The sequence below is a fragment of the Chryseobacterium carnipullorum genome (assembly GCF_003815695.1).
In the GTDB taxonomy this organism is placed as follows: Bacteria; Bacteroidota; Bacteroidia; order Flavobacteriales; family Weeksellaceae; genus Chryseobacterium; species Chryseobacterium carnipullorum.
Genome location: NZ_CP033920.1, coordinates 4,848,152 through 4,874,127, shown reverse-complemented (window position 1 = coordinate 4,874,127; position 25,976 = coordinate 4,848,152). Strand labels below are relative to the sequence as shown.

Sequence of the window (25,976 nt, the reverse complement as noted above, 5' to 3'; positions counted from 1 at the left end):
GTAATAATTTAAAATCTTGTTGATATTGTATTTTTTGCAGTGATGTATTTGGAAGTCTGTCGAAATTATTATCTTTTAATCTCGTTTATTTTTAAATATGTTCCATGTTGAGAACCCTTGCCTATAAAGTAGCCTATTTCAGTCCTGTAAATTTCCATATTTATCTTAAGATAAAAGGGATTAGCTGTAGCGTTTTCTTTAATGGGAGTAGTTTTTAGAAAATAGTAAAATAATTTTATTTCCGGTAATGCATTTTTTGTCATTTATCAATTCATTTAATTCCAAAATCCGTTACATTTGTTATATGATACACGACGAACGAGCAGAAAAATTCAGGCAGATCGTGGAGAATAAGTTCCAGATCTACAATTCATTATTTATGAGCCTGCCTTATGATAAAATGACCAATATTGGGATGCTTCTTCCCTTCCTTTACGAGGAAAGCCGAAACGGATACGAAGAAGGAAAAACGCCTGAGGAGATTGTTGAAGAATTCTTTAAAAACCATACCGATCTTCAGACGGAAGAGCAGAAATTGGAACTGCTTTTTAAAGTCATACAATACATCGAAAGACAGGTGGTTTTGTTTGACAGTATTGAAGATGCTGCATTCCCCAATCTTCATTCCGAAAGCGACAGCGGAACAGTAACCAATCTTTTTGAAAGGTCGTACCAGGATCAAAAACTTGAAAAAGTCCGTGAAAAGCTGGAAGACTTTACGGTAAAAGTGGTGTTTACAGCACACCCCACCCAGTTTTATCCAAGCTCGGTACAAAGAATCATCCAGGATCTCAGAGGCGCTATTACCAGCGATTCTGTAACGCAGATTGATATGCTTCTGCAGCAGTTGGGAAAAACTCCTTTCGTGAATAAAGAGAAACCAACACCCATTGATGAGGCATTGAGCATTATTTCCTATTTGAGATATGTGTATTATGATACGATCGGGGAGCTGTTTACCAAGATTAAGAAGACATTTGGAAGCAGTCATTTTCATCTTCATGAAGATATTATTCAGCTTGGTTTCTGGCCGGGTGGCGACAGAGATGGAAATCCATTTGTGACCGCGGATGTTACCAAAAGAGTCGCGGAAGAACTCCGTTCTGCCATTCTGAAATCCTATTACAGCCATTTGAAATTTATCAGAAGAAGATTAAGTTTCAGAGGTGTTTCTGAAGTATTGACTCAGTTAAGCGATGACCTGTACAGAGCCATCTTTAATGGAGATATCATTACCGCAGAAGATATTCTTAAAAAGGCAGATGAAGCCGAAAAAATACTCGTGAATGAACACAATTCTCTGTTTTTAGATCTTCTGGCTAACTTTAGAGACCGGGTGAAAATTTTCGGAACTCACTTTGCAACGCTGGATATTCGCCAGGACAGCAGGATTCATCAGAAAGTCATTGATGATGTTTTTACAAAAGTATATGGAAATACAGAGGTTTCTCATGAAGAAAAATTCAATAAACTGATTCAGCTTGATGAAAAAGTCGATGCAAATCAGTTTGAAGATATCATCAAAGATACCTTATTGACAGTTTCGCAGATTGCTGAAATTCAGGATCTGAACGGACAGCGGGGCATGAACCGTTATATTATTTCAAATTCTGATGCTGTAAAAGATGTGATGAATGTCTATGCATTTTTTAAGATCTGTGGTTATCAGGAAGATCAGATCAAAATGGATATCGTTCCGCTTTTTGAAACGATGGAAGGTCTTGCCAATTCTGAACAGGTCATGAACGAACTTTACCAGAATCCTGTTTATAAAAAGCATCTTGAAAGCAGAGGGAATCAGCAGACCATCATGCTTGGCTTTTCAGATGGAACCAAAGACGGTGGATACCTGAAGGCAAACTGGGAAATTTATAAGGCTAAAGAGGTCTTAACTAAACTTTCCGTTCAAAATGGTATTAAAGTGGTATTCTTTGATGGTAGAGGAGGGCCACCCGCAAGAGGAGGAGGGAAAACCCACGATTTTTATGCTTCACAGGGAAATACGATTGCCAACAATAAAATTGAGCTGACTATTCAGGGACAGACCATCACCAGTATTTTCGGAAATAAAGAACAGGCCAAGTACAATTTTGAACAGCTATTAACTGCCGGGGTAGAAAATGATGTCTTTAAAAATTCTAAAAAAGACCTTACAGAAGAAGAAAGAAAATTGATTGCCGAGCTGGCTGATATCAGTTATAAAAAATATTCAGATCTGAAAGCTCACCCGATGTTTGTTCCTTACCTTCAGGAGATGAGTACACTCGAATATTATGGGAAGACCAATATTGGAAGCCGTCCATCCAAAAGAGGAAGCGGCAGTGAACTGAAATTTGAAGATCTCAGAGCCATTCCATTTGTAGGTTCTTGGGCACAGTTGAAACAGAATGTTCCCGGATTCTTCGGATTCGGATTTGCCATGCAGCAGATGAAAGAACAGGGCAGACTTGAAGAAGTAAAAGACTTGTATAAAGGTTCTGATTTCTTTAAAACTCTGGTTCTTAATTCAATGATGAGTATGAACAAATCTTATTTTCCTCTGACCTATTACATCAGGAATAATCCAAAATTTGGTGCATTCTGGAAGGTGCTTTTTGATGAATATACCCTTTCAAGAGATATTATGCTTGAACTTACAGGATTCAAAATGTTGCAGGAAGAAGATCCGCTTTCCAGAAAGTCCGTGAAGATCCGTGAAAAGATTGTCTTGCCATTATTAAGTATTCAGCAATATGCACTGATGAAAATCCAGAAAGGAGAAGGGAATAAAGAAGCTTATGAAAAGCTGGTGACCAGATCACTGTTTGGAAATATTAATGCGAGTAGAAACTCAGCATAAGTCCTTATAAAGAACGCCTCTCAATTTGAAAGGCGTTTTCTTTTAAATATACTATTCCTTTAAAAATTTTTCATAAAAGCTTTTGTCCTTCATCTGAATTTTAAGATAATAAGTTCCTTTGGGGAATTCTTCTACTTTTATAGATTTCTGGCCGATGTTTTTTCTGACCAATTTCCCAAGATTATCATAGACTTCCAGGGATAATACCTCACTTTCAGAAGCAATATTCAAAATGTTTTTAACAGGATTCGGGAAAATGGCAAATTTCTCTTTTTTCACTATTTCAGAAGTATTCAACACCTGATTATAGACACTTCCAAAGTTGAGAATACCGTAGCCCATCTGGTCTGTATGATTGGGATAAAGGGAAGCCGTTTGTCTTAATTTTGTTCTCATGAGCTCTCTGTTCATCGAAGGGAAAGCCTGAATAAAACATGCCACACCGCCAGCTGCAATAGGGGTTGCAATGGAAGTTCCATTGACAGAAGTTAATGTACTGTTGTTGACTGTTGCTGAAGCAGTTCCCCTTGCACTTCCGTCAGGTTTTACAATCCCCAGCGAATTGGGCCCATAAGAGGAGAACCCTGATGAATTCCCCGTGGCATCTACAGAACCTATACTAAAAACCTTAGCATTATCAGCCGGGGTCATGAGGTAATGCCATGCCTGCTGGCCTGCATTTCCTGCCGCAGCGAGAACGAAAATCCCTTTATTTGCCGCTATTTCAGCTGCTCTTGCGATGAAAGAAGTAGTTCCATTCATATCCGAGTAGGTATAACTGTATCTCGGGTCATCAAAAATATTATATCCCAGAGAAGCTGTGATAATATCAACCCCTTTTCTATCAGCTTCTTCGGCCGCTTCTATCCAGTATATTTCCTCTTCCGGAATCTCACCAACAGCATTTTCACTGCGGTACAGATAAAAATCAGCATCAGGCGCGGATCCTACAAACACATCTTTGATGTATCCACCGATAGCTCCCAATACTGCGGATCCGTGATTACTGATCGAGTTACTGTAGACATTATTGGTTTTGGTAACAAAGTCATAAACCGCTTTGATCTGATTATTAGTCCTCAGTCTGTCAAAAGCAGATCCTGTATCTACATAAGGAAATCCTGCATCTATAACAGCAATAGAAACTCCTGTTCCTGTAAAGCCTGCCAGATGAAGAGGCCTCACATTGATCTGGTCTATTTGGGCAGAACCTGAGCCATAATCAAAAACAGTCAGTGTTTTTTGACTGTCAGTAGTGGTGTTCCATTTATTCTGAATCGCTGTTTTAGGTATGGATGGGTTGTTTTTGGCAAAACGGCCCACGGAAGATACGTAAGGCTGTGTCTGTAATACTGCAATCTGTGCCGGAGTGGCATTCACGGCCGCTCCATTTAGCCATTTAGAATAATCAATGACGGTAAAACCAAGATTCTGAAGATTCTGGATATAGGATTGTTCAATTGGGGCATCCTGATCATTCAGCGGAATACCTAGTGAAGTACGTCTGTTAAGTGATTTTTGAGTCAGTTCTGAAAGAGGATTGGCATAAAAAGCAGCTTTATTCGGTTTGCCTGTAAAATAAACAAAAACAAGCTCTGTCTGTGCATTTGCTATAGAGTAACCCACTAAAAGACAAAAGAGTAAAAGTTTTTTCATGAAGTTATTTTTTATAAAGATAAAACAAAATGAATAAAATTTTTGAAAGGATTTTAAATTCCTTATTTTTACACAAATATTTATTTATGAAAAAAATTCAGATGGTTGACTTGCAAAGTCAGTATTACAAAATAAAGAATGATGTAGATAATGCAGTTTTAAATGTAATGGATTCTGCGGCTTTTATCAATGGCCCCGAAGTGAAGTCTTTCCAGAATGAATTGGAATCTTATTTAGATGTAAAGCATGTGATCCCGTGTGCTAACGGAACGGATGCTTTACAGATCGCGCTGATGGCTTTGGACCTTCAAGAAGGAGACGAAGTGATCACTGCTGATTTTACTTTTGCTGCTACAGTAGAAGTTATTCATCTGCTTAAACTGAAATCAGTCCTGGTAGATGTAGATTACGATACATTCACCATCTCTCCCGAAGAGATCAGAAAAGCAATCACACCCAAAACAAAAGCAATCATTCCGGTACATATCTTCGGACAGTGTGCCAATATGGAAGAAATTCTGAAAATTGCAGAAGAACATAACCTTTATGTCATTGAAGACAATGCACAGGCAATCGGAGCAGAATATACATTCGCAGACGGAACTCAAAAATATGCAGGAACAATGGCAACTGTGGGAACCACTTCATTTTTCCCTTCTAAAAATTTAGGTTGCTATGGGGATGGAGGTGCCATTTTCACCAATAATGATGAGCTTGCTCACCGTTTAAGAGGGATCGTCAATCATGGAATGTATGAAAGATACTATCACGATGAGGTAGGAGTGAATTCAAGATTAGACAGCATTCAGGCGGCGGTTTTAAGAAAAAAACTTCCACATCTGGATTCTTATAACGAAGCGAGAAGAAGAGCTGCAGATTATTATGATGAGGCTTTTTCAGGTCTTACCGATATCCTTACTCCAAAAAGGTCAGAAAATTCAACCCATGTATTCCATCAGTATACACTAAGAATTACAAACGGAAAACGTAACGAGCTTCAAAAGTTTCTTACAGAAAAAGATATTCCGGCCATGATCTATTATCCTGTAGCATTGAGAAAGCAGAAAGCGTATTATCAGGAAAGCAATGATGCCGATTTTGTGAATACTGATAAGCTTTTGGATCAGGTAATATCTCTTCCAATGCATACGGAATTAGATGAAGAGCAGCTGAAGTATATTACCGATGCAGTGCTTGAGTTTATGAAATAAAACCATGCTTCACGACGAAAGAATACTTAAGAATAAGTTTGCTTATTTTTTTACAATTGTTTTTATTTTAGGGTGGATTATTTATTATGGAGTATTCGTAATTAATGTTTTACTTAAAGGTTATAGATTAGTAGAAAAGTACATTCAATTTAGAATTCCGATCTATTTTTTAAATTTCATAGCATTTGTATTATTGATTGTGACATTTGTACATGTGTTCAAAGAATCAAAAAAAATGTTTATATATTTAAATATTACAGGTGTTTCAATTATAATTTTAGGTTTAATGAGCTTTTATATTAATTATGATGAGAAATGGGGAGCGTATATTTATTCTTTTTTATTTGGACTAACTTTATTTTTAATAGGACCGATATTACTTATAAATTACTTACGGCATACGCCTACAAAGAGCGAAATAAACAACATAGGCAAACACACAGATTAAAAAAAATATTAAAAAAAAATGGCAGTACTTGTTACAGGCGGGCTTGGATATATCGGTTCCCACACAGTAGTGGAGCTACTTAACGACGGTTTTGAAGTCGTTATTGTAGATGATTTATCCAACTCGGAAAGATTTATTTTAAAGAATATCGAAGAGATTACAGGCAAAAAGCCGTTTTTTTATCCTTTTGACTTAAGACGCAGAGAACTGCTTACTCAGGTTTTTGATGCGCATAAAATCGAAGGATGTCTTAATTTTGCAGCTTCTAAGGCGGTTGGAGAGAGTCAGTTAAAACCTGTTGATTATTATGAAAATAATTTATTTACCCTCATCAATGTTCTTCAGGAGTTTAAAGAAAGAGGAATCTCTAATTTCATTTTCAGTTCTTCCTGCACCGTATACGGCCAGGCAGAGACCATGCCGATTGATGAAAATACGCCTTTGAAACTTCCTGAAAGTGTTTATGGTAAAACAAAGCAAATGGGAGAGGAGATTTTAACAGATTTTGCAAAAGCATATAACAGAAGAATTTCTCTTTTGAGATATTTTAATCCGATCGGAGCCCATCCATCAGGAAAACTGGGAGAACTTCCGATTGGTGTTCCCAATAATCTCATCCCGTATGTTACTCAAACAGCAGCTGGGATTCGTGAGAAACTTAATATTTGGGGTGACGATTATGATACGGAAGATGGAACGGCAGTTCGGGATTATATTTATGTTGTAGATTTGGCTAAAGCTCATGTAAGTGCGCTTAAGAAATTAATGCAGAGTAATGAAGAGACCGTCATTGATATCTTCAATCTGGGAACAGGAAAAGGATCATCGGTATTAGAAGTCGTGAAAGCTTTTGAAACAGCTAATGATGTAAAAGTTCCCTATCAGATTTGTGAGAGGAGAGAAGGCGATATTACAGTTGCCTATGCCAATGCTGATAAAGCTGAAAAAGAACTCCACTGGAAGTCTGAGACCACATTGGAAGAATCATTGAGAACAGTATGGAAATGGCAGATGTATCTTGATGCACAAACGGTATAAAGGATATATTGAAAAAAGATAAAAACAAATCATCGAATCATCAAATCTTTTCCCCTCAATTTCTTTTTTTTAACACTTTTAAAAAGACAGATATTGTTTCGGAATTTTAATTGAAATTAATATGAAAACACAGAAAATAGGTATTACATTTTCCTCATTTGATTTGCTTCATGCGGGACATATTAAAATGCTTGAAGAAGCTAAAACAATATGCGATTATTTAATCGTAGGACTTCAGATTGATCCGTCTCACGATCGTCCAAACAAAAATAAACCGAGCCAGACTATTGTTGAGAGGTATATTCAGCTTAAGGCTGTCAATGCTGTTGACGAGATTATTCCTTATTATACGGAAGAAGATCTGTTGGATATTCTGAAGTCATTCGTGATTGATGTAAGAATCATCGGTGATGATTATATGGATAAAGATTTTACGGGTAAACAATATTGTGAGGAAAAAGGCATCGAGATCTTTTACAATAAAAGAGACCACAGGTTCTCAACCAGTGATCTTAGAAAAAGAATCTATGAAGCAGAAAAAGAAAAATACGAAAAGGCTGAAACCGTAAAATAAAAAAATCCCGAAAATATTTTCGGGATTTTTTGTGGTATTACATTGGACCTTGCTGGTCGTCTCCAGATGCATTGGAGTTAATATCTTTTTTCCTTTTAGGCTGTTCTACCTTCTCACCCTGTTTGAATCTGTAGGTAAGAGAAACGGAGAATTGCCTTGGTTGCCATTGCATATAAGAATCCCTTACACTATTAGCTGTATAAGTCGTAGATCTCATTGCTCGGGTATTAAAAATATCCTGAACGTTGAATGCTAAAGTTCCGTCACCTTTCCAAATGGTTTTAGAAGCACCGAGACTGATGGCATACATGTCTTTTCTATCCTGATAAGCCGTTTTCTGGCCCCCTCTGTAGAATCCTTGTAACTGGAAGCTGAATGTTTTATCCACTTTAATCGTTGAAGAAAGTCTTGCTCTTGTTGAAAAACCTTTACCATTAAAATCAGCAACCGCCTGAATAGGATTGCCATTTTTATCAAAGGTGTCATATAGTGTGCTTCCTTTCGTATTGTAACCAAAAAGATCTACATTTCCTAAGAATTTCAACCAACTTGTTGCATCCCAGTTGAAGTTTAAATCTAAACCGAAACGGTCATCTGTACCCAGGTTAATAGGTTTTGTATGAGATTCTATACGCTTTGGATTAATAATAACTCCATTTTCATCTGTAGCCAAAATATTATACACTAACATTTTTGTGTCATCAGTCTGATGTCTGTAATATAGCGTAGGGTTAATCGTAAATTTCTTTTTTGAAATACTGTACCCAAATTCAAAAGAGTCTACATAGGATGGATTAAGATCAATGTTTCCGTCAAAAATATTTTGGTTATCATTATAACTCGGGTTAGGAATCATAAAGAATGATCTTGGACGGTCTATTCTTCTTGTGTAGTTTAATAGCAACTGATTATCCTTAGCGAATTCATAACTTAAATATACGCTTGGGAATAAGTTATTGTAATTTTTAGTAGTTGCAGGTACACTTTTCTTAGGGTCAAGGCTGACGTAATTAATATCTACATTCGACAATTCGTCTCTTACACCTACCTGATACCCTAATTTTCCGATTTTACTTTTGAATTGTAAATAAAAAGCATTAAAAGTCTCCTTATAGGTTGCATCGTAAGTATATGGCTTAAGAAAATCTAATGGCTTTGTTGCGGTGCTTTCACGCACATCATTGCTATAATCATTGGTATTGATATCAATTCTATATCCTGCTTCTAATTTTGAATATTCACCAATAGGCAACTCATAATCAGCTTTACCAATAACAGATCTGTTCGTGGTATTTTGATTAATGATATCTTTCAAATTATCAATAGTATCATCAATATTGGTATCATTGTATGATCGGCTTCTTTGTAAACTTAATGATAATGATAAATTTTGTCCTTTATCATCAAATTTATGATCTAACCCAAAATCACCTTGAAAAGCGAGGTTGTTGTTTGTTCCGAAAGTACTTCTGTTTGATGTATAAAAAGGATTTTTAAAAGGAGTATAAAGATAATCAATATTTCCAAAATTTTCACTGTCAAAAGTTCTTACGGTTCCGGATGCATTTACTGAGGTTTTTTCAGAAATGTCATAAACGATACCTGCAGAAGCATTATAGTTGTTGTTTTTACTTTTAGTTTCAGAGTTCGTATTTCTTTGTACCAAATCATCATCTAATACGGCATTGTTAAAATAATCATCGTTTCTGCTGGTGTTTTTTGATTCCCTGTAACCACCTCCGCCATTGAGAAACCATGTAAAGTTTCCTTTTCTCCAGTTAAGGTTGGCATTCAGGTTGGTTTGAGGAAGATATCCTAAAGTTCCGATCACACTCCCGTTGAAACCTGTCTTCTTGGTTTTCTTTAAAATAATATTCAGAATACCCGCTGTACCGCTTGCTTCAAATTTAGAAGAAGGGTTGGTAATCACTTCAATTCTGTCGATCTGGTCTGCAGGAATACTCTGAAGCGCATTGGCACCATCATCTATCCCAAGCAGGGCAGAAGGTTTTCCATTGATCAGAAACCTTACATTGGAACTTCCCCTCATAGAAACTGTACCGTCAGTATCCACAGAAACGGAAGGAACGTTCGAAAGGACATCCTGAAGATTCCCTCCTTTACTTACAATATCCTGAGAAGGATCATACGTTCTTTTGTCCAACTCTACCTTATAGGGTTTTGTAGCTGCAGCAGTGATCACAACTCCCTGGATTTCCTGAGTTTTATTACCGGCAGTACTTGTTGACTCAGCCTCTATAGACAAAGCTCCGATGTTTCCCGCGCCTGCAATGCTTTTATTGATAGTGCTCTTTTTGTAGTCGATGGCTTCTACAATAATATCGTAATTTCCAGCTGCTAATTCCAGTTTGTACTGTCCTTTTTCGTCGGTCAGCACAGCATCGCTTAACGATTTGTTCGTTTTATTGCTGAACGTCACCGAAGCATAAGGAACCGGTTGGTTGTTTTTGTTGACAATCATTCCCGTGACACCTGCTTTCTCCTGACCAAAAGCCATTACAGCGGCTGAAAGTACAAAAGTAAGGGCTAGCGTTTTTTTTGTGAAAATGTTGACAATTTCCGTCTGATTCATAGGGTATTTTTTGTGTAAAATCGTAAAAGTATAACTGTTAATATTGTGAAATTATGAATTGGGTTAATTTTCAAAATATTAAAATTATGTATTGTTTATAGATGTATAAGTCGTATAAAAGTGTTAAAAGTTAATTATGAAATTGTTAAAATAAAGTTAAATTTGGTTTTTATTTAATATTTTTAGAATTTAACCAGTCCTGGTAAGCTTTTGCATTGATGGCATGCTCTTCTGCGCTGGCTGTAAATTTGTGATAACCAAACCTTGCAGGATCAGCACACATAAATATATAATTGTTGTGTTCTGCATTTAATACAGCATCTACTGAATTTTTGTCTACCACACAGATAGGTCCCGGAGGAATTCCTGCGTTCGCATATGTATTGTAAGGAGATGGTGTAGACAAATGTTTATAAAGTACTCTTTTGATCGGTTCTTTGAAATTAGTCTGCTTATTAATGGCATAAATTACCGTAGGATCGGACTGAAGCTTCATTCCTTTTCTATATCTGTTCAGATAGAGTCCTGCAATGGTTTTCATTTCATCTTTCTTGCCTCCCGATTCTTTATAAACAATAGAGGCCAGCGAATAGATCTGATCTCTGGTAAGCCCTGACTTTTGCTCCTGGTTTTTTCTTTCGCTGGTCCAGAATTCATTGTATTGTTCATCAAACTTCTTGAAAAACTCCCTGGGACTTACCGTCCAGAAAAAATTATAAGTATCGATGAAGAAATACTTTTTTAAATCCTCTGCATTTTTATATCCTTTTTCTACCGCTACCTGATTCAGATCATTCACAAAATGTAAAGAATCCAATTCAGTCTTTTTGGTTACTTTCCCGATCATCTGGTACATATCTCCGAAATCTCCGATTCTGAAACTGTTTTCAGCCTGATTTCCGGCCTTGATCATATTCACAAGTTTCGTGTTTCCTTCCCCCGATCGGAAATGGTAACGTCCCGGTTTAAAATATTTATCCAGATCTTTATCCCTGGCTACAGCCTCAAAAGCTTCCTTATCTTTTACATAGGGAGTCACGGAATCTAGAATTTGTTTGAAATCCGCTTTGTGGGGAATCAAAACGTAACCGTCTTTCTCCACATTGTTTCCATAATATTTATTATAAAATCTCAAACCAAAAAATCCTGCCGCCCCAAAAATAATGAGAGCGATAACGAGAACCGTTTTTTTCATTCTTAAAAAATTGATTAAAAGTTTGTTTTTAAATAAGATCTATTTTACCTCTAAAAACTTGCTTCGCAGGACCTTCCAACCAAATGTTTTGAAAAGAATTTCCGTTTTTCTCAGCATGAACCTTCAGATTTCCGCCTAAGGTTGTAACTTTTACAGAGATTAGATTATGTTTTTGCAGAAAAGTTAAAGCAGAAGCTGTAACTCCTGTTCCACAACTGAAAGTTTCGTCCTCAACGCCTCGTTCATAGGTTCTTACAAAGATTTCATCATCCGTAATTTTTTCAACAAAATTTACATTGATGCCTTTTTCTTTATACTTTTCTGAATTTCTTATGCTGTTTCCTTGTGCGAAAACATTGTAATTCACCAGATCTTCTACATATTTTACATAATGTGGAGATCCTGTATTCATCACCGTATCTTCTCCATCCATCGAAGTGGAGTCTACATCAATCATTTTTAATTTAATAACCCCATTATGGATCTCCGCTTCATGCTCTCCGTCAGTCGCAATGAATTTACATTTATCTTCAAATATATCAAGGAAGAAAGCAAAGGCTACCAGACATCTTCCGCCATTTCCACACATCGTGCTTTCGCCGCCATCTGAATTATAGTACACCATTTTGAAGTCATAATCCCCTTCGTTTTCCAAAAGGATGAGTCCGTCGGCGCCAATTCCAAAACGTCTGTCACATAGTTTTTCAATAAGATCTTTCTCCTTTGGAAATTGCAGATCCCGGTTGTCGATCATCACAAAATCATTTCCAGTCCCCTGATATTTATAAAATTCCATATTCTTTTAGTGTAAAATTAACGAGCAAAATTAATATATTTAAAATGAAAAACGAACAGTGTTAGCTGTTCGTTTTCTTATTTATAATCGTTTTATCTAAATCCACCTCCGCTGTTCTGCTGTCTTGTGGAACCGCTGTTCTGCTGGGTATTGGCTGGAGTACTTGTACTGCCTCTGAATCCGCCATTAGAAGATTCTGTTGATCGGGTTGTATTTCTGTTTTGGTTCTGATTAGACTGTTGTGTATTTCTGAAACCGCCACTGTTTTGATTATTCTGAGAGCCTTGGTTATTCTGATAATTTCCGCTTTGATTTCTGAAGCCTCCGCTGTTCTGGTTGCTCTGTGGTCTTTGGTTGTTATTAGAATTGCTGTTATTCGGGTTTCTGAATCCGTTACCATTACCATTGTTACTTCCATCTACAGGCTGACCTCTGAAGCCATTACTCGGTCTCTGTGAAGTTACCGTAGTTCTCCTTTCTACATATACTTTTCTTCGGTTGTTTCCTGAATTGTAGTAATAATAAGGAATACCGTTATCATAATAATAGTTGACGTCGTTTCTGTAATAGTAGCCGTCGTTTCCGTAATAACCACCATTCCCGTAATAACCGGAAGGAGCATAATAGGCTCCATTATTATAATATGGATCTCCATAGCCATTGTTCGAATAGCCATCGCTGTAAGCTAAACATGATGACAAACTCGCAATAGCAACGATGCTGAGTGCTATTTTAAATAAATTTTTCATGACTTTATTGTATATTTTTTTCTTTTAAACTTTTTTTCCAATTGAGGTATCCAAGGATAGCCATTATAGTAAATACCAAATATTGAACCGAAGTGATTCCAAGCTCCTTAAAAATCATCATTGGGATGCATATAAAATCTCCGATAATCCAGAAAATCCAGTTCTCAATGCGCTGTCTGGCCATCAGCCACATTCCCACTAAAAATATAGAAGTTGTGATCACATCCAGCCAATTGGCCCAATCCAGATGATACAGTCCTAAGTTGGCGCCATCCATAGAAAAGTGATTGTCTATATAAGGTTTGTAATAGTAGATAAGCGTAACAAGAGCTATACTTAGTACAAAAAGAAATCCCGCGAACATTCTTTCTCTTCTTGTAGCCCAGCTTACATCCACATGAATATGATCTTTAGAGTTCTTTGACCATAAGATCCAGCCATAAATGCTCATGGCGGTATAGTATACATTGATCATACAGTCTCCCAACAGACCGAAATTAAAAAGAATGTATACATAAATCAACGTAGATATGATGCCTGTAGGGTAAACCCAGATATTCTTTTTAATTGAAAAATAGACGCTCAAAATTCCGAAAACCGTACCAGTAGCTTCCAGCAGAATTTGTACAGCGCTGTAGTTTTCATACGGCTTTACAAAAAGATCATATAAATTCATGCGATCAAAAATAAACAAAAATTAACACTTTTGGAAATAAATTAAATAAAGTGTAAATCAGTTTTTTAAATATTTTAATGTAAAATAAATCACGAAAGTTTGTCAATAAACGTTAAGGTTTGTAAAATTTTTATATTTTCGTAAATCTTTAATTAAATAAAAAAACATGTCTAAAATTTGGGTTAAGAAACCAATGAGTGCTTATGAAGCTGATATCAAAAAGAGCCAGCTGAAACGCGTTCTGGGTAAATGGAGCCTTACTGCTATCGGGATCGGAGCAATTATCGGAGGAGGAATTTTTGTACTTACAGGAACCGGTGCATATTATAATGCCGGGCCTGCACTGGCACTTTCATTTGTTATTGCAGGGATTGCCTGTGTATTTGCAGCACTGTGTTATGCAGAGTTTGCTTCCATTCTTCCGGTAGAAGGTTCAGCATATGCCTACGCGTATGGAACAGTAGGGGAAATTTTTGCATGGATCATTGGCTGGGGACTGATATTAGAATATGCTATGGGATCTATGACCGTTGCCGTATCCTGGTCAGGATATTTTGCCAAGCTCCTCAAGATGTTTGGATTGCATTTGCCAGCCTATCTTACCTCAGACCCTCAGACTTATATTGCTGCAGGAAACTCAGGATTCTCAATGAATTTACCTGCGTTTTTGATCGTATTCTTTGTGATTTCTATTCTGGTAAGAGGAACGAAAGGTGCTGCTAAAGCGAATAATTTTATTGTAATACTTAAAGTTTCCGCGATTATCTTCGTGATCATTGCAGGAGCTTATATCATTTTAAATTCTGCTGATCCATTTAAAAACTGGATTCCTTTTATTCCTGAGCCTACAACCATTACAGAAAACGGAGTCTCACATTCCGCATATGGTCTCGCTGGAGTAGTAGCAGGAGCGTCCGCTATTTTCTTTGCTTATGTAGGTTTTGATGCCGTTTCTACTCAGGCAGGAGAGGCTATAAATCCTAAAAAAGACGTACCATTTGCCATCATCGCTTCATTGATTATCTGTACCCTTTTATATATTCTTGTTTCTCTGGTATTAACCGGAATGATGCATTATACAGACTTTAATCCTCTTGGAAAATATCCGGATGCGATCAAAGCTCCTGTTGCCTATGCATTTGATATTGCCGGATACGCCTGGGCTGGATACATTATTACCATTGCTGCTACGGTAGGATTAATTTCTGTATTGATGGTAATGATTATGGGACAGTCAAGAATTTTCTTAGGAATGTCTAAAGACGGGTTGATCCCGGCTACATTTTCAAAAGTAAACCCTAAAACAGGAGTGCCTACAAAAAACCTTCTTATTTTGGGAGTCGTTATTGCGATTGTTGCTTCTCTTACGCCTATTAACGATCTGGCACATATGACGAGTTTCGGAACTTTATTTGCCTTCACAATGGTATGTGTAGCCGTTTGGGTATTGAGAGTGAAAGAACCTAATTTGCAGAGAAACTTTAAAGTTCCTGCTTTACCGGTCATTGCATGTTGTGGGATCGCGATCAATGTTTATCTGATCTTTAACCTGAGCAAGGAAGCACAGATGTATTCTTTCGCCTGGCTGATCATCGGATTTTTTGTTTACTTCCTGTACAGTAAAAAACACTCTAAACTTCAGAAAGGAGAATATGGTGAGACTTTTAAAGCTGAACAGGAGCCTTTAGAAAAACCTGATTTAGATTAAAAAAATATACACTCAAAATCCGCAGTAATCTGCGGATTTTTTATTTTTGTTCATTATGAAAAAAACTTTTTCCATTTTATTTTTAAGTCTTGGACTGTTGGTGTTTTCACAGCAAATAGAAAGCTTTACCACGATTCTGAATGATAAGATAAGTATAAGAGCTCTTGAGGTTGATGGTGACAAGGTCTGGTATAGCGGAACAGATTCAAAGTTAGGGTTCGTTGATTTAAAAAAAATCAAAAATCAGAAACAAATCAGACTCTCTGAAATAAAGCTGCAGTTCAGAACTCTTGCTCAAGACAAAGATTCACTTTATGCTGTAAATATCGAAAGTCCGGCTTACTTTTATAAGATTGATAAGAAAAATTTAAAGTATCAACTTGTTTTTACTGATATGAGTAAGGCAGCATTTTATGATGCTTTTCATTTTGTGAATGAAAAACTGGCGTTCGCATTTAGTGATACAGATGATAATAGATTGAAACTTACTAGGTATAAAAATGGAGAATGGAGTTTTTTTGAAAATAAAGTAAAATTAAATCCTGGTGAAGCAGCATTTGCAGCCAGTAATACCAATATTGCTTCAACAAAAAAATATCTGTGGATCGCTACGGGAGGAAAATCTTCACGAATTTTAAGATTAAATTTTAAAACTGAAGAAATCGAAATCTTTAACACGCCTTTTATTCAGGGAGAGTCTTCTCAGGGAATGTATTCAATAGATTTTTACGATGATAAATTCGGCGTTGCAGTCGGGGGAGATTATACAAAACAAGAGGCCAATGTCGATAACATTGCAACAACAGATGACGGTGGGCAAACCTGGCAAATACAAGCTTCAGGAAAGAATGCAGGCTATACGACCTGTGTGAAAATAAAACCTGGTTCGAAGGGTAAAGAAATGATATCAGTAGGAGATCAACATATCAGCTATTCTTTTGATTCCGGGAAAACATGGAAGAAAATTTCCGATGAAAAAGGTTTTTTTGTTTGCCGTTGGATCAATGGAACTACCATTGTTTTTGCAGGAAAAGACAGGATTTCTGTGATGAAGTTGAAATTTTAGGCCTTTAAAAATAGTAATGGCAACGGCTTGAATATCGCGTCCACTAATTATATCAGAATTTTAAATCTTACAAATAGAATTTATCATTCTTTTAAAAATCCCAGTAAAGACCGTATTTAGACTCATTATAAAATACAGGCTAATATATTTCATGGTTTAAAATTCATAAGGAATGGTTAATTTTGTACGGTGAAATTTTTTAGGCTAAATTTCCTCCTTCGATAATATTTTAAATTTTGAAATGAATTCTTTAATAGATAAGTATAATATTCCCGGACCACGTTACACGTCTTATCCTACCGTTCCTTACTGGGATGAAACTACATTTTCGCCTGAAAAGTGGAAGGAGACGGTGATCAGGTCTTTTCATGAAAGTAATGCAGAGGAGGGGATTTCTATTTATATTCACCTGCCTTTCTGCGAGGCATTATGTACGTTCTGTGCCTGTCATAAGCGTATTACAAAACAACATAGCGTTGAAATTCCTTACCTCGAAAGTGTTTTAAAAGAGTGGAAACTTTATCTTGCTCTTTTTGAAGAAAGACCAAAGCTGAAAGAACTTCACCTGGGAGGGGGAACACCAACATTCTTTTCGCCCAAAAACCTGAAAACGTTACTGGAAGGAATCTTTGAAACGATAGACATTGCAGAGCATCCAGAGTTTTCTTTTGAAGGACACCCCAATAATACAACAAGAGATCATCTTCAGACTTTATATGATCTTGGATTCAGAAGAGTGAGTTTCGGAGTTCAGGATTACGATCCTAAAGTTCAGAAAGCAATCAACAGAATCCAGCCTTTTGATAATGTGAAAAATGTGACGGAATGGGCGAAGGAAATAGGGTACAGCGGAATCAGCCATGACCTGGTATTCGGACTTCCACACCAAACCTGGGATGCGATGGAACATACGATCAGAAAAACAATGGAACTGAAGCCGGACAGACTTGCCTTTTATTCTTACGCACACGTTCCGTGGGTAAAAGGAGTAGGACAAAGAGGTTTTGATGAAAATGACCTGCCAAGTGGTGAAGAAAAACGCCGTTTGTATGAAGATGGGAAAAAACTGCTTCAGGATTTAGGATACATTGAGGTGGGAATGGATCATTTTTCTCTGGAACACGATGATCTGTACCAATCTCTGATTCATAAAAAACTTCACAGGAATTTTATGGGTTATACCTCAAGCAATACCCAATTGATGGTAGGCCTCGGTATGTCTGCCATTTCAGATTCATGGTATGCGTTTGCCCAGAATGTCAAAACGGTGGAAGAATATCAGAAAATGGTAGAACAAGGAGAAATTCCTGTGGTAAAAGGTCATATTCTGAATGAAGAAGATCTTACCGTGAGAAGACATATCCTGAATCTCATGTGCCAGCTTGAAACCACATTTAATGATAAGAATTCATTCCCCGAACTGGAAAATGCATTTGAAATGCTGGAAGAAATGGAAAGGGATGAATTGGTGGAGATCTATGACAATCAGATTAAGATTACAGAAAAAGGAAGAGCATTTACGAGAAATGTCGCTATGGTTTTTGATCTCAGAATGATGAGGAACAAACCCGAAACGAGAATTTTCTCTATGACGATATAAAATAAAGCGGTTCAGGTTGAACCGCTTTTTTATTGAAAATGGATAGAATTTCTACAACTAATAGTTTCAGGATTGAGTAAAAGTGTTATTCAATAATAAGTTTCTGACTATAAGATTTTACATCTCCTGATTTGAGGATAAGATAATAAGCTCCGGCAGGAATTCCTGTAATATCTACACTGCCATCATTTTCGATTTTCACACTATCCAAAACGATTTTTCCTTCCGTGCTGATAATTCCGGCGGTACTTTTATTTTTGCCGTCTGCAAAACCTTCAATAAATACTTTTTCAGAAGCCGGATTAGGATAAACCCTGATGGAAGGCTGGCGGCTTGATTCTTCCGTTCCCAGAGTGCCGGTGGTGATTTTAAATATTTTTCCGCTTGTAACTGCAGCTACAAAAAGCTCTTTCTGAGAATTCTGTCCGAATGTAGAAAAATTGTTCCCCGTACTTGCAGGACTCCAAACGATAGAGTTATCTGGATTTAACATTCCAATCTGGGTAGAGCAGTAGTCTGCAAAGAAATATTTCCCTTGAAGGGAAGGATATTGCGTTCCCCTGTAGACATAACCTCCAGTGATAGAGCATTTTCCTCCGGAATGATCATAGACCGCTACCGGGAAAGTCATGGTGCCCATCGCAGCACATCCTGATGTATTGTAGGCATTATTGCCTTCATAACATCGCCATCCGTAATTGACTCCGGCTTGCGTAACAGGGATTTTATTAATTTCTTCAATGGCTCCCTGACCTACGTCTGCAATCATTGCATTTCCTGTGGTAGTATCAAATGAGAATTTCCAGGCATTTCTTAGTCCGTAGGCCCAGATTTCATCAGCTCCGTCAATTGCTCCGGCAAATGGATTTCCGGCAGGAATAGTATACGGTCCGGTTGCATTGACATCAATTCTTAGCATTTTTCCCAAAAGTGAATTTTTATTTTGAGAGTTGTTATTGGGATCTCCGCCACTTCCGCCATCTCCCGTAACAATCCAAAGATTTCCATCCGGAGCGAAATGAATACTTCCCCCATTGTGATTGTCAAAAGGCTTTGGAATGTTCAGTAAAATTTTTTCTGTAGCAGGATCTGCAATGTCCGGATTCGCAGGATTTACAGAATACCTTGCTACGACAATATTTCCCGCAGTGTTGTTATAATAAACAAAGAAATATCCATTCGTTGAATATTGCGGGTGAAAGGCAAGGCCCAAAAGACCTCTTTCTCCACCATACAAAACTTTGGAACTGATATTCATGAAATCAGCTCCGTTAATCGTTCCGTTGGGTTGAATAATTTTGATAATTCCGTTCTGCTGGACCACGAAAAGCCGGGCGTCATTGGCGTTCGTAATTTCGACGGGACTGGTAAGCCCGGAAGCAAATTCAACTAAATTAATGCTTTGAGCATTAGCAATTAAAGAAGAAAAGATGCTTAAGGTAAAAAATAGTTTTTTCATAATATTTTGATATTTAGTGTATTGATAAATGAATGAAAATTTTATACCAATCAGGATTTGAAAATTTCATTACGATATGTAAGAAAAATTATTAAATCTTAAATAGAAATTAAAACCCGGATATATCTGAAAATAAACCATTTCTGCTGTTAAAAAATTCATAAAATAATAATAAAATCATTATATTTGCCGACTTAATTTAACGTAGTTATAACAAAATGCAAGGAAAAGGACTTATTACAATTGTTGCTATTGTACTAGGGTTAATTTGCTTAAATGAGCTATTACCAACTTGGTACGCCAGCAAAATTGAAAGGCAGGCGACTGCTGTTGCAGGAGACAATCCGGAAAAGTATCAGAAAGAACTTTTAAGACTTTCTAAAGATACTTTGAACCTGGGATTCACAAAACTTTATTACACTAAAGCCAAAGACAAGGAAATGAAACTTGGTCTTGACTTGAAAGGTGGGATCAACGTTCTTTTGGAAATTAACCAAAGAGACTTGGTGAATGATTTAACTAATTATTCTACAAATCCTGTGCTTATCGAGGCTTTAAACAAGACAGATGAAGTTCAGAAGAATTCTACAAAATCTTATATTGATAATTTCTTTGATCAGTTCGAGGCGATCAATAAAGCGAAAGGAACCAACCTTAAGCTTGCCGATCCGGAACTTTTCGGAAATACCAATTTGTCAGAGATCAAGTACAATACTTCTGATGATCAGGTAAAAAGTATCATCAAAAGAAGAATTGATCTTTCTGTAGGTACAGCGTTCGAGGTCATCAGAACCAGAATCGATAAAATGGGTGCGGTGCAGCCAAACGTTCAGAGAGTACCGGGTACGGCAAGAATTTCTGTTGAAATGCCTGGTATGAAGGATATCGATAAAGTGAAGAAAATGCTTCAGACTTCCGCAAAACTTCAGTTCTGGGAAGTACAGCAGGTTCCTGAAATTGCCCCTTATTTCCAGACATTGACTACCATGGTGGCAATCAAAGGTGATTCTATGGGCGTTGCGAAGAATACCAACTTCATGAATCTTTTAAACCTAGACAAATTAAGATCAAACGGTGTTGCAAGCGTGAAACTTTCAGATACTGCTGCGGTAAACAAAATTTTGAGCAGCAAAGTAGGTCAGTCATTGCGTCCTGCCAACATTAAATATACTCAGTTCATGTGGGGTTACAAGCCTGAAGCTACAGATGCTCAAAGTTTAGTATTGTATGCGATCAGAGGTAACATCAACCAGAAAGCTCCGGTAGACGGTGCTGTTGAAACTGCAAGCATTGGCTATGATGAGCTAAGCAGAGTAGTAGTAGACATGCAAATGGATTCTAAAGGGGCTAAAGAATGGAAAACATTAACAGAGAAAAACGTAGGTAAGCCAGTAGCGGTAACGTTAGATGGCAGAGTATATACGGCACCAAATGTGGTGGGCGCTATTCCTAACGGTAGAACTCAGATCTCCGGTAACTTCTCTCAGGAAGAAGCTAAAGAGCTGGTAGACGTTTTAGGAGCGGGTAAATTACCGGCAGGAGCAAAAGTAGTTCAGGCTACAGTAGTAGGACCTTCATTAGGACAAGAGTCTATTGATGCAGGTGTTATTTCATTTGCCATTGCCTTCCTGATTATTATTGTTTATATCATTTTCTATTACGGTGGAGCAGGAATCTACGCAGTAATTGCAATGATTATTAACTTATTCTATATTTTCGGAATTATGGATTCCGGAGACTTTACTTTAACACTTCCTGGTATCGCCGGTATTGTTCTTACGATGGCCATGGCGGTCGATACGAACGTAATCATTTACGAAAGAACGAAGGAAGAATTATTCGCAGGAAAAAGCATTTTAGAAGCTTATAAAGATGGTTTCAAACATGCATTAAGTGCAATTGTTGATGGTCACTTAACAACTTTACTGACAGCGGGTGTACTTTTCTTATTCGGAACAGGACCTATTAAGGGATTTGCTTTGACTTTAGGAATTGGTATATTAATGACATTCTTTACTTCTGTATTGCTTTCAAGAGTAATGATCTTCTCAAGACTGAACAAAGGAAAACACCTTTCTGTTTGGACAGCTCCAACGAAGAACCTATTCAGAAATACCTGGATCGATTTTATCGGAAAGAGAAAATATGCCTATATCATTTCTGGTATTTTAACAGTGGTGTGTGTGGCATCTATCACTATGAATGGGTTCAAATACGGAATCGATTTTACGGGAGGTAGAAACTATGTGGTAAGATTTGATAAAGCTGTAAACGCTGAAGATGTTGAACAGAACTTAGTAAAAATATTCAAAACTGAAGATGGTAAAAACTCTTCTGTTGAAGCTAAGACTTTTGGAAATGACAGACAATTAAAGATTTCTACCGATTACCTTATCGAGGATGAATCTTTAAAAGCTGACCAAACGGTAGAACAGAAATTATACGAGGGATTAAAATCAAACTTACCTGCTAATACGACTTTGCGTGATTTCAAATCTGCAGACAAAGAACACGCAGGAATTATTTCTTCTGAGAAAGTAGGACCTACAGTAGCAGATGATATCCAGACTCACGGTATTCTTGCGGTAGTAGCTGCTTTGGCAGGAATCTTTATCTATATCTTGTTAAGATTTAGAAAATGGCAATTCTCACTGGGTGCTGTTGTGGCATTATTCCATGATGCGGTAATTATTTTAGGAGCTTATTCATTGCTTCATAAATTTATGCCGTTCAACATGGAGATCAATCAGGATTTCGTTGCAGCGATTCTTACCGTATTGGGGTATTCAATCAATGATACCGTTATTATCTTCGATAGAATCAGAGAGTATCTGAGAGAGAAAAAATCTCTTACATTGGCTGGATTATTTGATGACTCTATCTCTAGTACGCTAGGTAGAACCTTCAATACTTCATTCACAACAATCCTTGTAATTTTAGCCATCTTCATCTTCGGTGGAGACAACTTGAGAGGATTTATGTTTGCAATGCTGATTGGTATTGGATTTGGTACTTACTCATCTATCTTTATTGCATCGGCTATCGCGTATGACTTCCTTAAAACAGGAAAAGAAGACGAGGTGCACGGTAAAACGACAAGTACAAAAGAAGTACTTTCTTCAAAATAAGATTAACTACAATAAATAAGTAAAGGCCGCTTCGAAAGAAGCGGTCTTTTTTGTTACTTGTTCAGGATACAAGTTGTGAAGTTTCGTTTAATATATTAGTTTCCTGATTTAAAAATTTAATACTTAAAGTTCAAAGTTTGAATTTATATTTACAAGTCTGATGTCTGAAATATAAAATCTAATATCTGATATCTTACCATTGGTCTTTCAATTCTATTCCAAAGTCGAAATTTAGAACCATTATATTTCAGATTTGATTAATTTTGCAGCATTATGAAAAACTCAAATAAAAAAGCGGCCATCAGCTTTATATTTATAACCTTACTGATTGACATCACAGGGTGGGGAATCATTATTCCTGTTGTTCCCAAATTAATTGAGGAACTTATTCATGCCGATATCAGTGAAGCAGCGAAATATGGTGGCTGGCTTGGTTTTGCATATGCATTTACCCAGTTTATTTTTTCTCCTGTTGTGGGAAATCTGAGTGACAAATACGGAAGACGGCCTATTATTTTGATCTCTCTTTTTGGATTTGCTGTAGATTATATTTTCCTTGCCCTTGCGCCAACCATCTGGTGGCTCTTCCTCGGAAGGATTATTGCCGGGCTCACCGGAGCCAGTGTAACAACAGCAAGTGCCTACATTGCCGATATTTCCACAGATGAAGACAGAGCCAAAAATTTTGGTCTTATCGGTGCTGCATTCGGGCTTGGTTTTATTATAGGACCAGTGCTGGGGGGGCTTTTGGGACATTACGGAGCCAGGGTACCTTTCTATGCAGCAGCAGGTCTATGTCTTTTAAATTTCCTGTACGGGTATTTTGTTCTGCCGGAGAGTTTGGACAAAGATAAAAGAAGGGAATTCGACTGGAAACGTGCCAATCCTGTCGGTTCATTTAAATTTTTAGGTAAACATCCTGAAATTTCAGGATTGATCTTTGCTCTTATTTTAATTTATATTGCAGGACATGCGGTACAGAGTAACTGGAGTTTTTTCACGATGTATAAATTCAGCTGGACCGAAAGAATGGTCGGGATTTCATTAGGAGTCGTGGGTCTTTTGGTTGGTTTGGTTCAGGGAGTTCTGATCCGCTGGACAACTCCGAAGCTGGGAGAGCAGAAAAGTATTTATTACGGATTGGCTCTGTATGCATTGGGAATGTTGCTCTTTGCTTTTGCTTCGGAAGGCTGGATGATGTTTGTGTTTCTCATTCCTTACTGTTTGGGAGGAATTTGTGGACCGGCACTTCAATCGGTCATCACGAAAAGTGTTCCTTCCAATGAGCAGGGAGAACTTCAGGGCGCATTGACCAGTTTAATGAGTGCAACTTCCATCATCGGACCGCCATTGATGACCAATCTTTTTTACTATTTTACACATGATGAGGCACCGTTTGAGTTTTCAGGAGCACCGTTCTTTCTTGCATTTATTTTAATGGCTATAAGCGTGGTAATGACCTATAATGCCTTTAAGAAAGAGAATAAAAATGTGATCAAAAAACTGTAAATAGATAAATTATTCCGGGCCAGCTTTAACAGTTCTGTTTTTGGAAAAAATTAAAAAATAAAACAGGGAAGCCATAAATGCTTCCCTGTTTTATTGAAAAAATCTAATAATGTGTTGAAAATTTTTACGGATAAAGTGATTTGGTACCATTACTTACCACATTACTTCCCAGTCCCGAAAAAGATACAGAAAAGTTACTGCTGTTAAAGCTTAAGGAACCTGTAGGCGTACACAATCCAAGTGCATATCTGCATTGTCCGTAGGCACCGGTTCTCTTGGTTACTTTACTTTCACTTTTAGCTTTACCTAAGCTGATATTCCCCCAGTCGCTTACATCAACATTAGAAACGCTGGAACCCGAATAATAGATCGTGATCTTATATCCTATTTCACCTCTTTTAGAACCCCAAAGCCAATTGGCCGTCCACCATTCTTTAAACCATTTAGAAGATACTTTAGCCTGAGATTCATTAGAAGAAACCTCAGAATTTCCTCTTGCATCCATCATAACAAGTCCGGCAAATACATTATCCCAGATAATCCCGGACTCATTATAAAAGCAAAGAGACGTAAATGTTTCTCCTTTATAGTTCCACGAAATTTCAAGAAGATCAGTCCCTGTTTTGATCTGCTCAGAAGCTGATTCTTTAAGGCCTTTTTGAGCTTCTGTCAATTGATCTCCGGAAAACAATACTCCGATTTTTCCAACTTTTACGGTTTCAGGATCAAGGATATTTCCTTCAGCGACAAATTGTTCTTTGTCAGAAATCAACTCCTGAGAGATTTCAATCCCTTTCTGTGTAGAAAGTTTCCCTAAAATAGTAATGCCCGTGATCTGCAGATCATTTTTCAGATACTGTTCAAGGTTTTTCTTAGAATCACTGATCTGGATCTGTACATTCTCCGGAATCGTCTTCAATCCGGGGGTAATTTCCTTTTTCAGATCAGCTGATGATGACTTAGATACAGTAGAATCCTGAATCATTTCACTGTTGTCGTCCTGACATGCAGTAAGCGTTAATACCGATATCACGGCAAAAAGCTTGAAAGTAGTAACAAGTTTTTTCATAGTGCAATATTTAATGGTTTTGTGTCTACTAAATATAATAAAATTCATCATAAATCCCATTTATTTGAATTAAATATTTATGAACTGAATGTTATAGGGAAGTTAAAAGAGTAGAGAGCTAAGATCTCAGATTTCAGATATGAGATGTCAGACATCGGATAGTAGATATTGGGCCTTACATAATTCACTCCACAACAGGCAACGCTCCAACCCATTTACCCTCTCAATCAAGCCTTCCAGCCCGGAAAAGTCCTAAAATCTTAAAATTTGTTTAAAATTTTAGTTTACTGCGAAATAAATGTATAATCTTTCGTAATTTTACCTCATGGAATTAAGCATTGGAGAAATGGCACTGATCGCGATAGCGATTGTTGTATTATTCGGTCCGGATAAGCTTCCTCAGATAGCACGTGATTTAGGCTCAGGTGTAAGAAAAATGCGCGGCGCAGTGGAAGACATTAAAACTGAGATCATGAAGGAAACTGATAATCCGGTTTCTGAGATCAAGCGTGAAATTGAGAAGGTAAAAGATGCAGCAAAAGATTTCAATCCTATGAAGGATATTGAAAAAGATGTTGTAAAGGAACCTTTAGCAACTAATGAACCTCCAAAAATAAAGCCTGCCGACGATGAGACCTACGAAGGGCCTGTAAGCAGATAAT

Annotated in this window: 19 protein-coding genes; 10 read left to right on the top strand and 9 right to left on the bottom strand. The window is 37.2% G+C overall.

The window, feature by feature from the left end; translation table 11 throughout:
• Window positions 1-68 precede the first annotated feature (68 nt).
• Complete coding sequence (locus tag EG346_RS22115) at window positions 69-263, bottom strand: hypothetical protein (RefSeq protein WP_073336848.1); 195 nt, start codon at window positions 261-263, stop codon at window positions 69-71.
• A 41-nt stretch (window positions 264-304) separates the two neighbouring features.
• On the opposite strand from EG346_RS22115, the gene EG346_RS22110 reads away from it, so the two are divergent.
• Window positions 305-2,839 (top strand): phosphoenolpyruvate carboxylase, encoded by a 2,535-nt coding sequence (locus EG346_RS22110; RefSeq protein ID WP_123881694.1) that lies wholly within the window; start codon window positions 305-307, stop codon window positions 2,837-2,839.
• 51 nt (window positions 2,840-2,890) lie between these two features.
• On the opposite strand, the gene EG346_RS22105 is transcribed toward EG346_RS22110, so the two are convergent.
• Window positions 2,891-4,495, bottom strand: coding sequence for a S8/S53 family peptidase (locus EG346_RS22105; protein ID WP_123881691.1), 1,605 nt, complete (start codon window positions 4,493-4,495; stop codon window positions 2,891-2,893).
• Between the two features lie 86 nt (window positions 4,496-4,581).
• Between EG346_RS22105 and EG346_RS22100 the strand changes: the two genes are divergently transcribed.
• From EG346_RS22100 to EG346_RS22090, 3 genes are all read left to right on the top strand, one after another.
• Window positions 4,582-5,706 carry a DegT/DnrJ/EryC1/StrS family aminotransferase gene (locus EG346_RS22100; RefSeq protein ID WP_123881688.1) on the top strand — a complete coding sequence of 375 codons (1,125 nt, stop codon included), beginning with the start codon at window positions 4,582-4,584 and terminating at the stop codon, window positions 5,704-5,706.
• Window positions 5,707-6,172: 466 nt separating this feature from the next.
• Window positions 6,173-7,192 (top strand): UDP-glucose 4-epimerase GalE, encoded by a 1,020-nt coding sequence (gene galE / locus EG346_RS22095; protein WP_073336840.1) that lies wholly within the window; start codon window positions 6,173-6,175, stop codon window positions 7,190-7,192.
• A gap of 121 nt (window positions 7,193-7,313) precedes the next feature.
• Window positions 7,314-7,766 carry an adenylyltransferase/cytidyltransferase family protein gene (locus EG346_RS22090; RefSeq protein WP_073336838.1) on the top strand — a complete coding sequence of 151 codons (453 nt, stop codon included), beginning with the start codon at window positions 7,314-7,316 and terminating at the stop codon, window positions 7,764-7,766.
• Window positions 7,767-7,803: 37 nt separating this feature from the next.
• Here EG346_RS22090 and EG346_RS22085 read toward each other — a convergent pair whose 3' ends face one another.
• The 5 genes from EG346_RS22085 to pnuC all read right to left on the bottom strand — a co-directional run bounded on the left by EG346_RS22085 (window position 7,804) and on the right by pnuC (window position 13,775).
• The gene (locus EG346_RS22085; protein WP_123881686.1) at window positions 7,804-10,359 is read right to left on the bottom strand and encodes a TonB-dependent receptor domain-containing protein; all 2,556 of its coding nucleotides are present in this window, start codon (window positions 10,357-10,359) and stop codon (window positions 7,804-7,806) included.
• Between the two features lie 169 nt (window positions 10,360-10,528).
• Window positions 10,529-11,554 carry an endolytic transglycosylase MltG gene (gene mltG, locus EG346_RS22080; RefSeq protein WP_123881683.1) on the bottom strand — a complete coding sequence of 342 codons (1,026 nt, stop codon included), beginning with the start codon at window positions 11,552-11,554 and terminating at the stop codon, window positions 10,529-10,531.
• 28 nt (window positions 11,555-11,582) lie between these two features.
• Entirely contained in the window at window positions 11,583-12,350 is a 768-nt protein-coding gene (gene dapF, locus EG346_RS22075; protein WP_073334789.1) for a diaminopimelate epimerase, read from the bottom strand.
• Between the two features lie 92 nt (window positions 12,351-12,442).
• Window positions 12,443-13,099 (bottom strand): hypothetical protein, encoded by a 657-nt coding sequence (locus EG346_RS22070; RefSeq protein WP_123881680.1) that lies wholly within the window; start codon window positions 13,097-13,099, stop codon window positions 12,443-12,445.
• Between the two features lie 4 nt (window positions 13,100-13,103).
• On the bottom strand, window positions 13,104-13,775 hold the full coding sequence (gene pnuC / locus EG346_RS22065) for a nicotinamide riboside transporter PnuC (RefSeq protein ID WP_123881677.1): 672 nt from the start codon (window positions 13,773-13,775) through the stop codon (window positions 13,104-13,106).
• Window positions 13,776-13,941: 166 nt separating this feature from the next.
• Here pnuC and EG346_RS22060 point away from each other — a divergent pair, with 166 nt between their 5' ends.
• From EG346_RS22060 to hemN, 3 genes are all read left to right on the top strand, one after another.
• Window positions 13,942-15,483 (top strand): APC family permease, encoded by a 1,542-nt coding sequence (locus EG346_RS22060; protein ID WP_073334792.1) that lies wholly within the window; start codon window positions 13,942-13,944, stop codon window positions 15,481-15,483.
• Window positions 15,484-15,538: 55 nt separating this feature from the next.
• The gene (locus EG346_RS22055) at window positions 15,539-16,549 is read left to right on the top strand and encodes a WD40/YVTN/BNR-like repeat-containing protein (RefSeq protein WP_123881674.1); all 1,011 of its coding nucleotides are present in this window, start codon (window positions 15,539-15,541) and stop codon (window positions 16,547-16,549) included.
• 241 nt (window positions 16,550-16,790) lie between these two features.
• Window positions 16,791-18,149, top strand: a complete 1,359-nt coding sequence (hemN, locus tag EG346_RS22050) for an oxygen-independent coproporphyrinogen III oxidase (protein ID WP_123881670.1) — start codon at window positions 16,791-16,793, stop codon at window positions 18,147-18,149.
• A gap of 85 nt (window positions 18,150-18,234) precedes the next feature.
• Here hemN and EG346_RS22045 read toward each other — a convergent pair whose 3' ends face one another.
• Window positions 18,235-19,608 (bottom strand): PQQ-dependent sugar dehydrogenase, encoded by a 1,374-nt coding sequence (locus EG346_RS22045; protein ID WP_123881667.1) that lies wholly within the window; start codon window positions 19,606-19,608, stop codon window positions 18,235-18,237.
• Between the two features lie 218 nt (window positions 19,609-19,826).
• Here EG346_RS22045 and secD point away from each other — a divergent pair, with 218 nt between their 5' ends.
• Together secD and EG346_RS22035 are read left to right on the top strand one after the other, a co-directional pair.
• Window positions 19,827-22,736, top strand: a complete 2,910-nt coding sequence (gene secD, locus EG346_RS22040) for a protein translocase subunit SecD (RefSeq protein WP_123881664.1) — start codon at window positions 19,827-19,829, stop codon at window positions 22,734-22,736.
• A 273-nt stretch (window positions 22,737-23,009) separates the two neighbouring features.
• Complete coding sequence (locus EG346_RS22035) at window positions 23,010-24,245, top strand: TCR/Tet family MFS transporter (protein WP_073334797.1); 1,236 nt, start codon at window positions 23,010-23,012, stop codon at window positions 24,243-24,245.
• Between the two features lie 124 nt (window positions 24,246-24,369).
• On the opposite strand, the gene EG346_RS22030 is transcribed toward EG346_RS22035, so the two are convergent.
• Window positions 24,370-25,314 carry a hypothetical protein gene (locus tag EG346_RS22030; RefSeq protein ID WP_123881661.1) on the bottom strand — a complete coding sequence of 315 codons (945 nt, stop codon included), beginning with the start codon at window positions 25,312-25,314 and terminating at the stop codon, window positions 24,370-24,372.
• A gap of 325 nt (window positions 25,315-25,639) precedes the next feature.
• Between EG346_RS22030 and EG346_RS22025 the strand changes: the two genes are divergently transcribed.
• Window positions 25,640-25,975 carry a Sec-independent protein translocase subunit TatA/TatB gene (locus EG346_RS22025; RefSeq protein ID WP_073334799.1) on the top strand — a complete coding sequence of 112 codons (336 nt, stop codon included), beginning with the start codon at window positions 25,640-25,642 and terminating at the stop codon, window positions 25,973-25,975.
• Window position 25,976 lies beyond the last annotated feature (1 nt).

What these genes read in the sequence shown, in the direction of transcription:
- EG346_RS22110 (WP_123881694.1), top strand. Translation starts at nt 305, where the DNA reads ATGATACACGACGAACGAGCAGAAAAATTCAGGCAGATCGTGGAGAAT.
- EG346_RS22115 (WP_073336848.1), bottom strand. Translation starts at nt 263, where the DNA reads ATGACAAAAAATGCATTACCGGAAATAAAATTATTTTACTATTTTCTA.
- galE (WP_073336840.1), top strand. Translation starts at nt 6,173, where the DNA reads ATGGCAGTACTTGTTACAGGCGGGCTTGGATATATCGGTTCCCACACA.
- EG346_RS22085 (WP_123881686.1), bottom strand. Translation starts at nt 10,359, where the DNA reads ATGAATCAGACGGAAATTGTCAACATTTTCACAAAAAAAACGCTAGCC.
- secD (WP_123881664.1), top strand. Translation starts at nt 19,827, where the DNA reads ATGCAAGGAAAAGGACTTATTACAATTGTTGCTATTGTACTAGGGTTA.
- EG346_RS22070 (WP_123881680.1), bottom strand. Translation starts at nt 13,099, where the DNA reads ATGAAAAATTTATTTAAAATAGCACTCAGCATCGTTGCTATTGCGAGT.
- hemN (WP_123881670.1), top strand. Translation starts at nt 16,791, where the DNA reads ATGAATTCTTTAATAGATAAGTATAATATTCCCGGACCACGTTACACG.
- EG346_RS22105 (WP_123881691.1), bottom strand. Translation starts at nt 4,495, where the DNA reads ATGAAAAAACTTTTACTCTTTTGTCTTTTAGTGGGTTACTCTATAGCA.
- EG346_RS22045 (WP_123881667.1), bottom strand. Translation starts at nt 19,608, where the DNA reads ATGAAAAAACTATTTTTTACCTTAAGCATCTTTTCTTCTTTAATTGCT.
- dapF (WP_073334789.1), bottom strand. Translation starts at nt 12,350, where the DNA reads ATGGAATTTTATAAATATCAGGGGACTGGAAATGATTTTGTGATGATC.
- EG346_RS22055 (WP_123881674.1), top strand. Translation starts at nt 15,539, where the DNA reads ATGAAAAAAACTTTTTCCATTTTATTTTTAAGTCTTGGACTGTTGGTG.
- EG346_RS22090 (WP_073336838.1), top strand. Translation starts at nt 7,314, where the DNA reads ATGAAAACACAGAAAATAGGTATTACATTTTCCTCATTTGATTTGCTT.
- EG346_RS22100 (WP_123881688.1), top strand. Translation starts at nt 4,582, where the DNA reads ATGAAAAAAATTCAGATGGTTGACTTGCAAAGTCAGTATTACAAAATA.
- EG346_RS22060 (WP_073334792.1), top strand. Translation starts at nt 13,942, where the DNA reads ATGTCTAAAATTTGGGTTAAGAAACCAATGAGTGCTTATGAAGCTGAT.
- EG346_RS22025 (WP_073334799.1), top strand. Translation starts at nt 25,640, where the DNA reads ATGGAATTAAGCATTGGAGAAATGGCACTGATCGCGATAGCGATTGTT.
- EG346_RS22030 (WP_123881661.1), bottom strand. Translation starts at nt 25,314, where the DNA reads ATGAAAAAACTTGTTACTACTTTCAAGCTTTTTGCCGTGATATCGGTA.
- mltG (WP_123881683.1), bottom strand. Translation starts at nt 11,554, where the DNA reads ATGAAAAAAACGGTTCTCGTTATCGCTCTCATTATTTTTGGGGCGGCA.
- pnuC (WP_123881677.1), bottom strand. Translation starts at nt 13,775, where the DNA reads ATGAATTTATATGATCTTTTTGTAAAGCCGTATGAAAACTACAGCGCT.
- EG346_RS22035 (WP_073334797.1), top strand. Translation starts at nt 23,010, where the DNA reads ATGAAAAACTCAAATAAAAAAGCGGCCATCAGCTTTATATTTATAACC.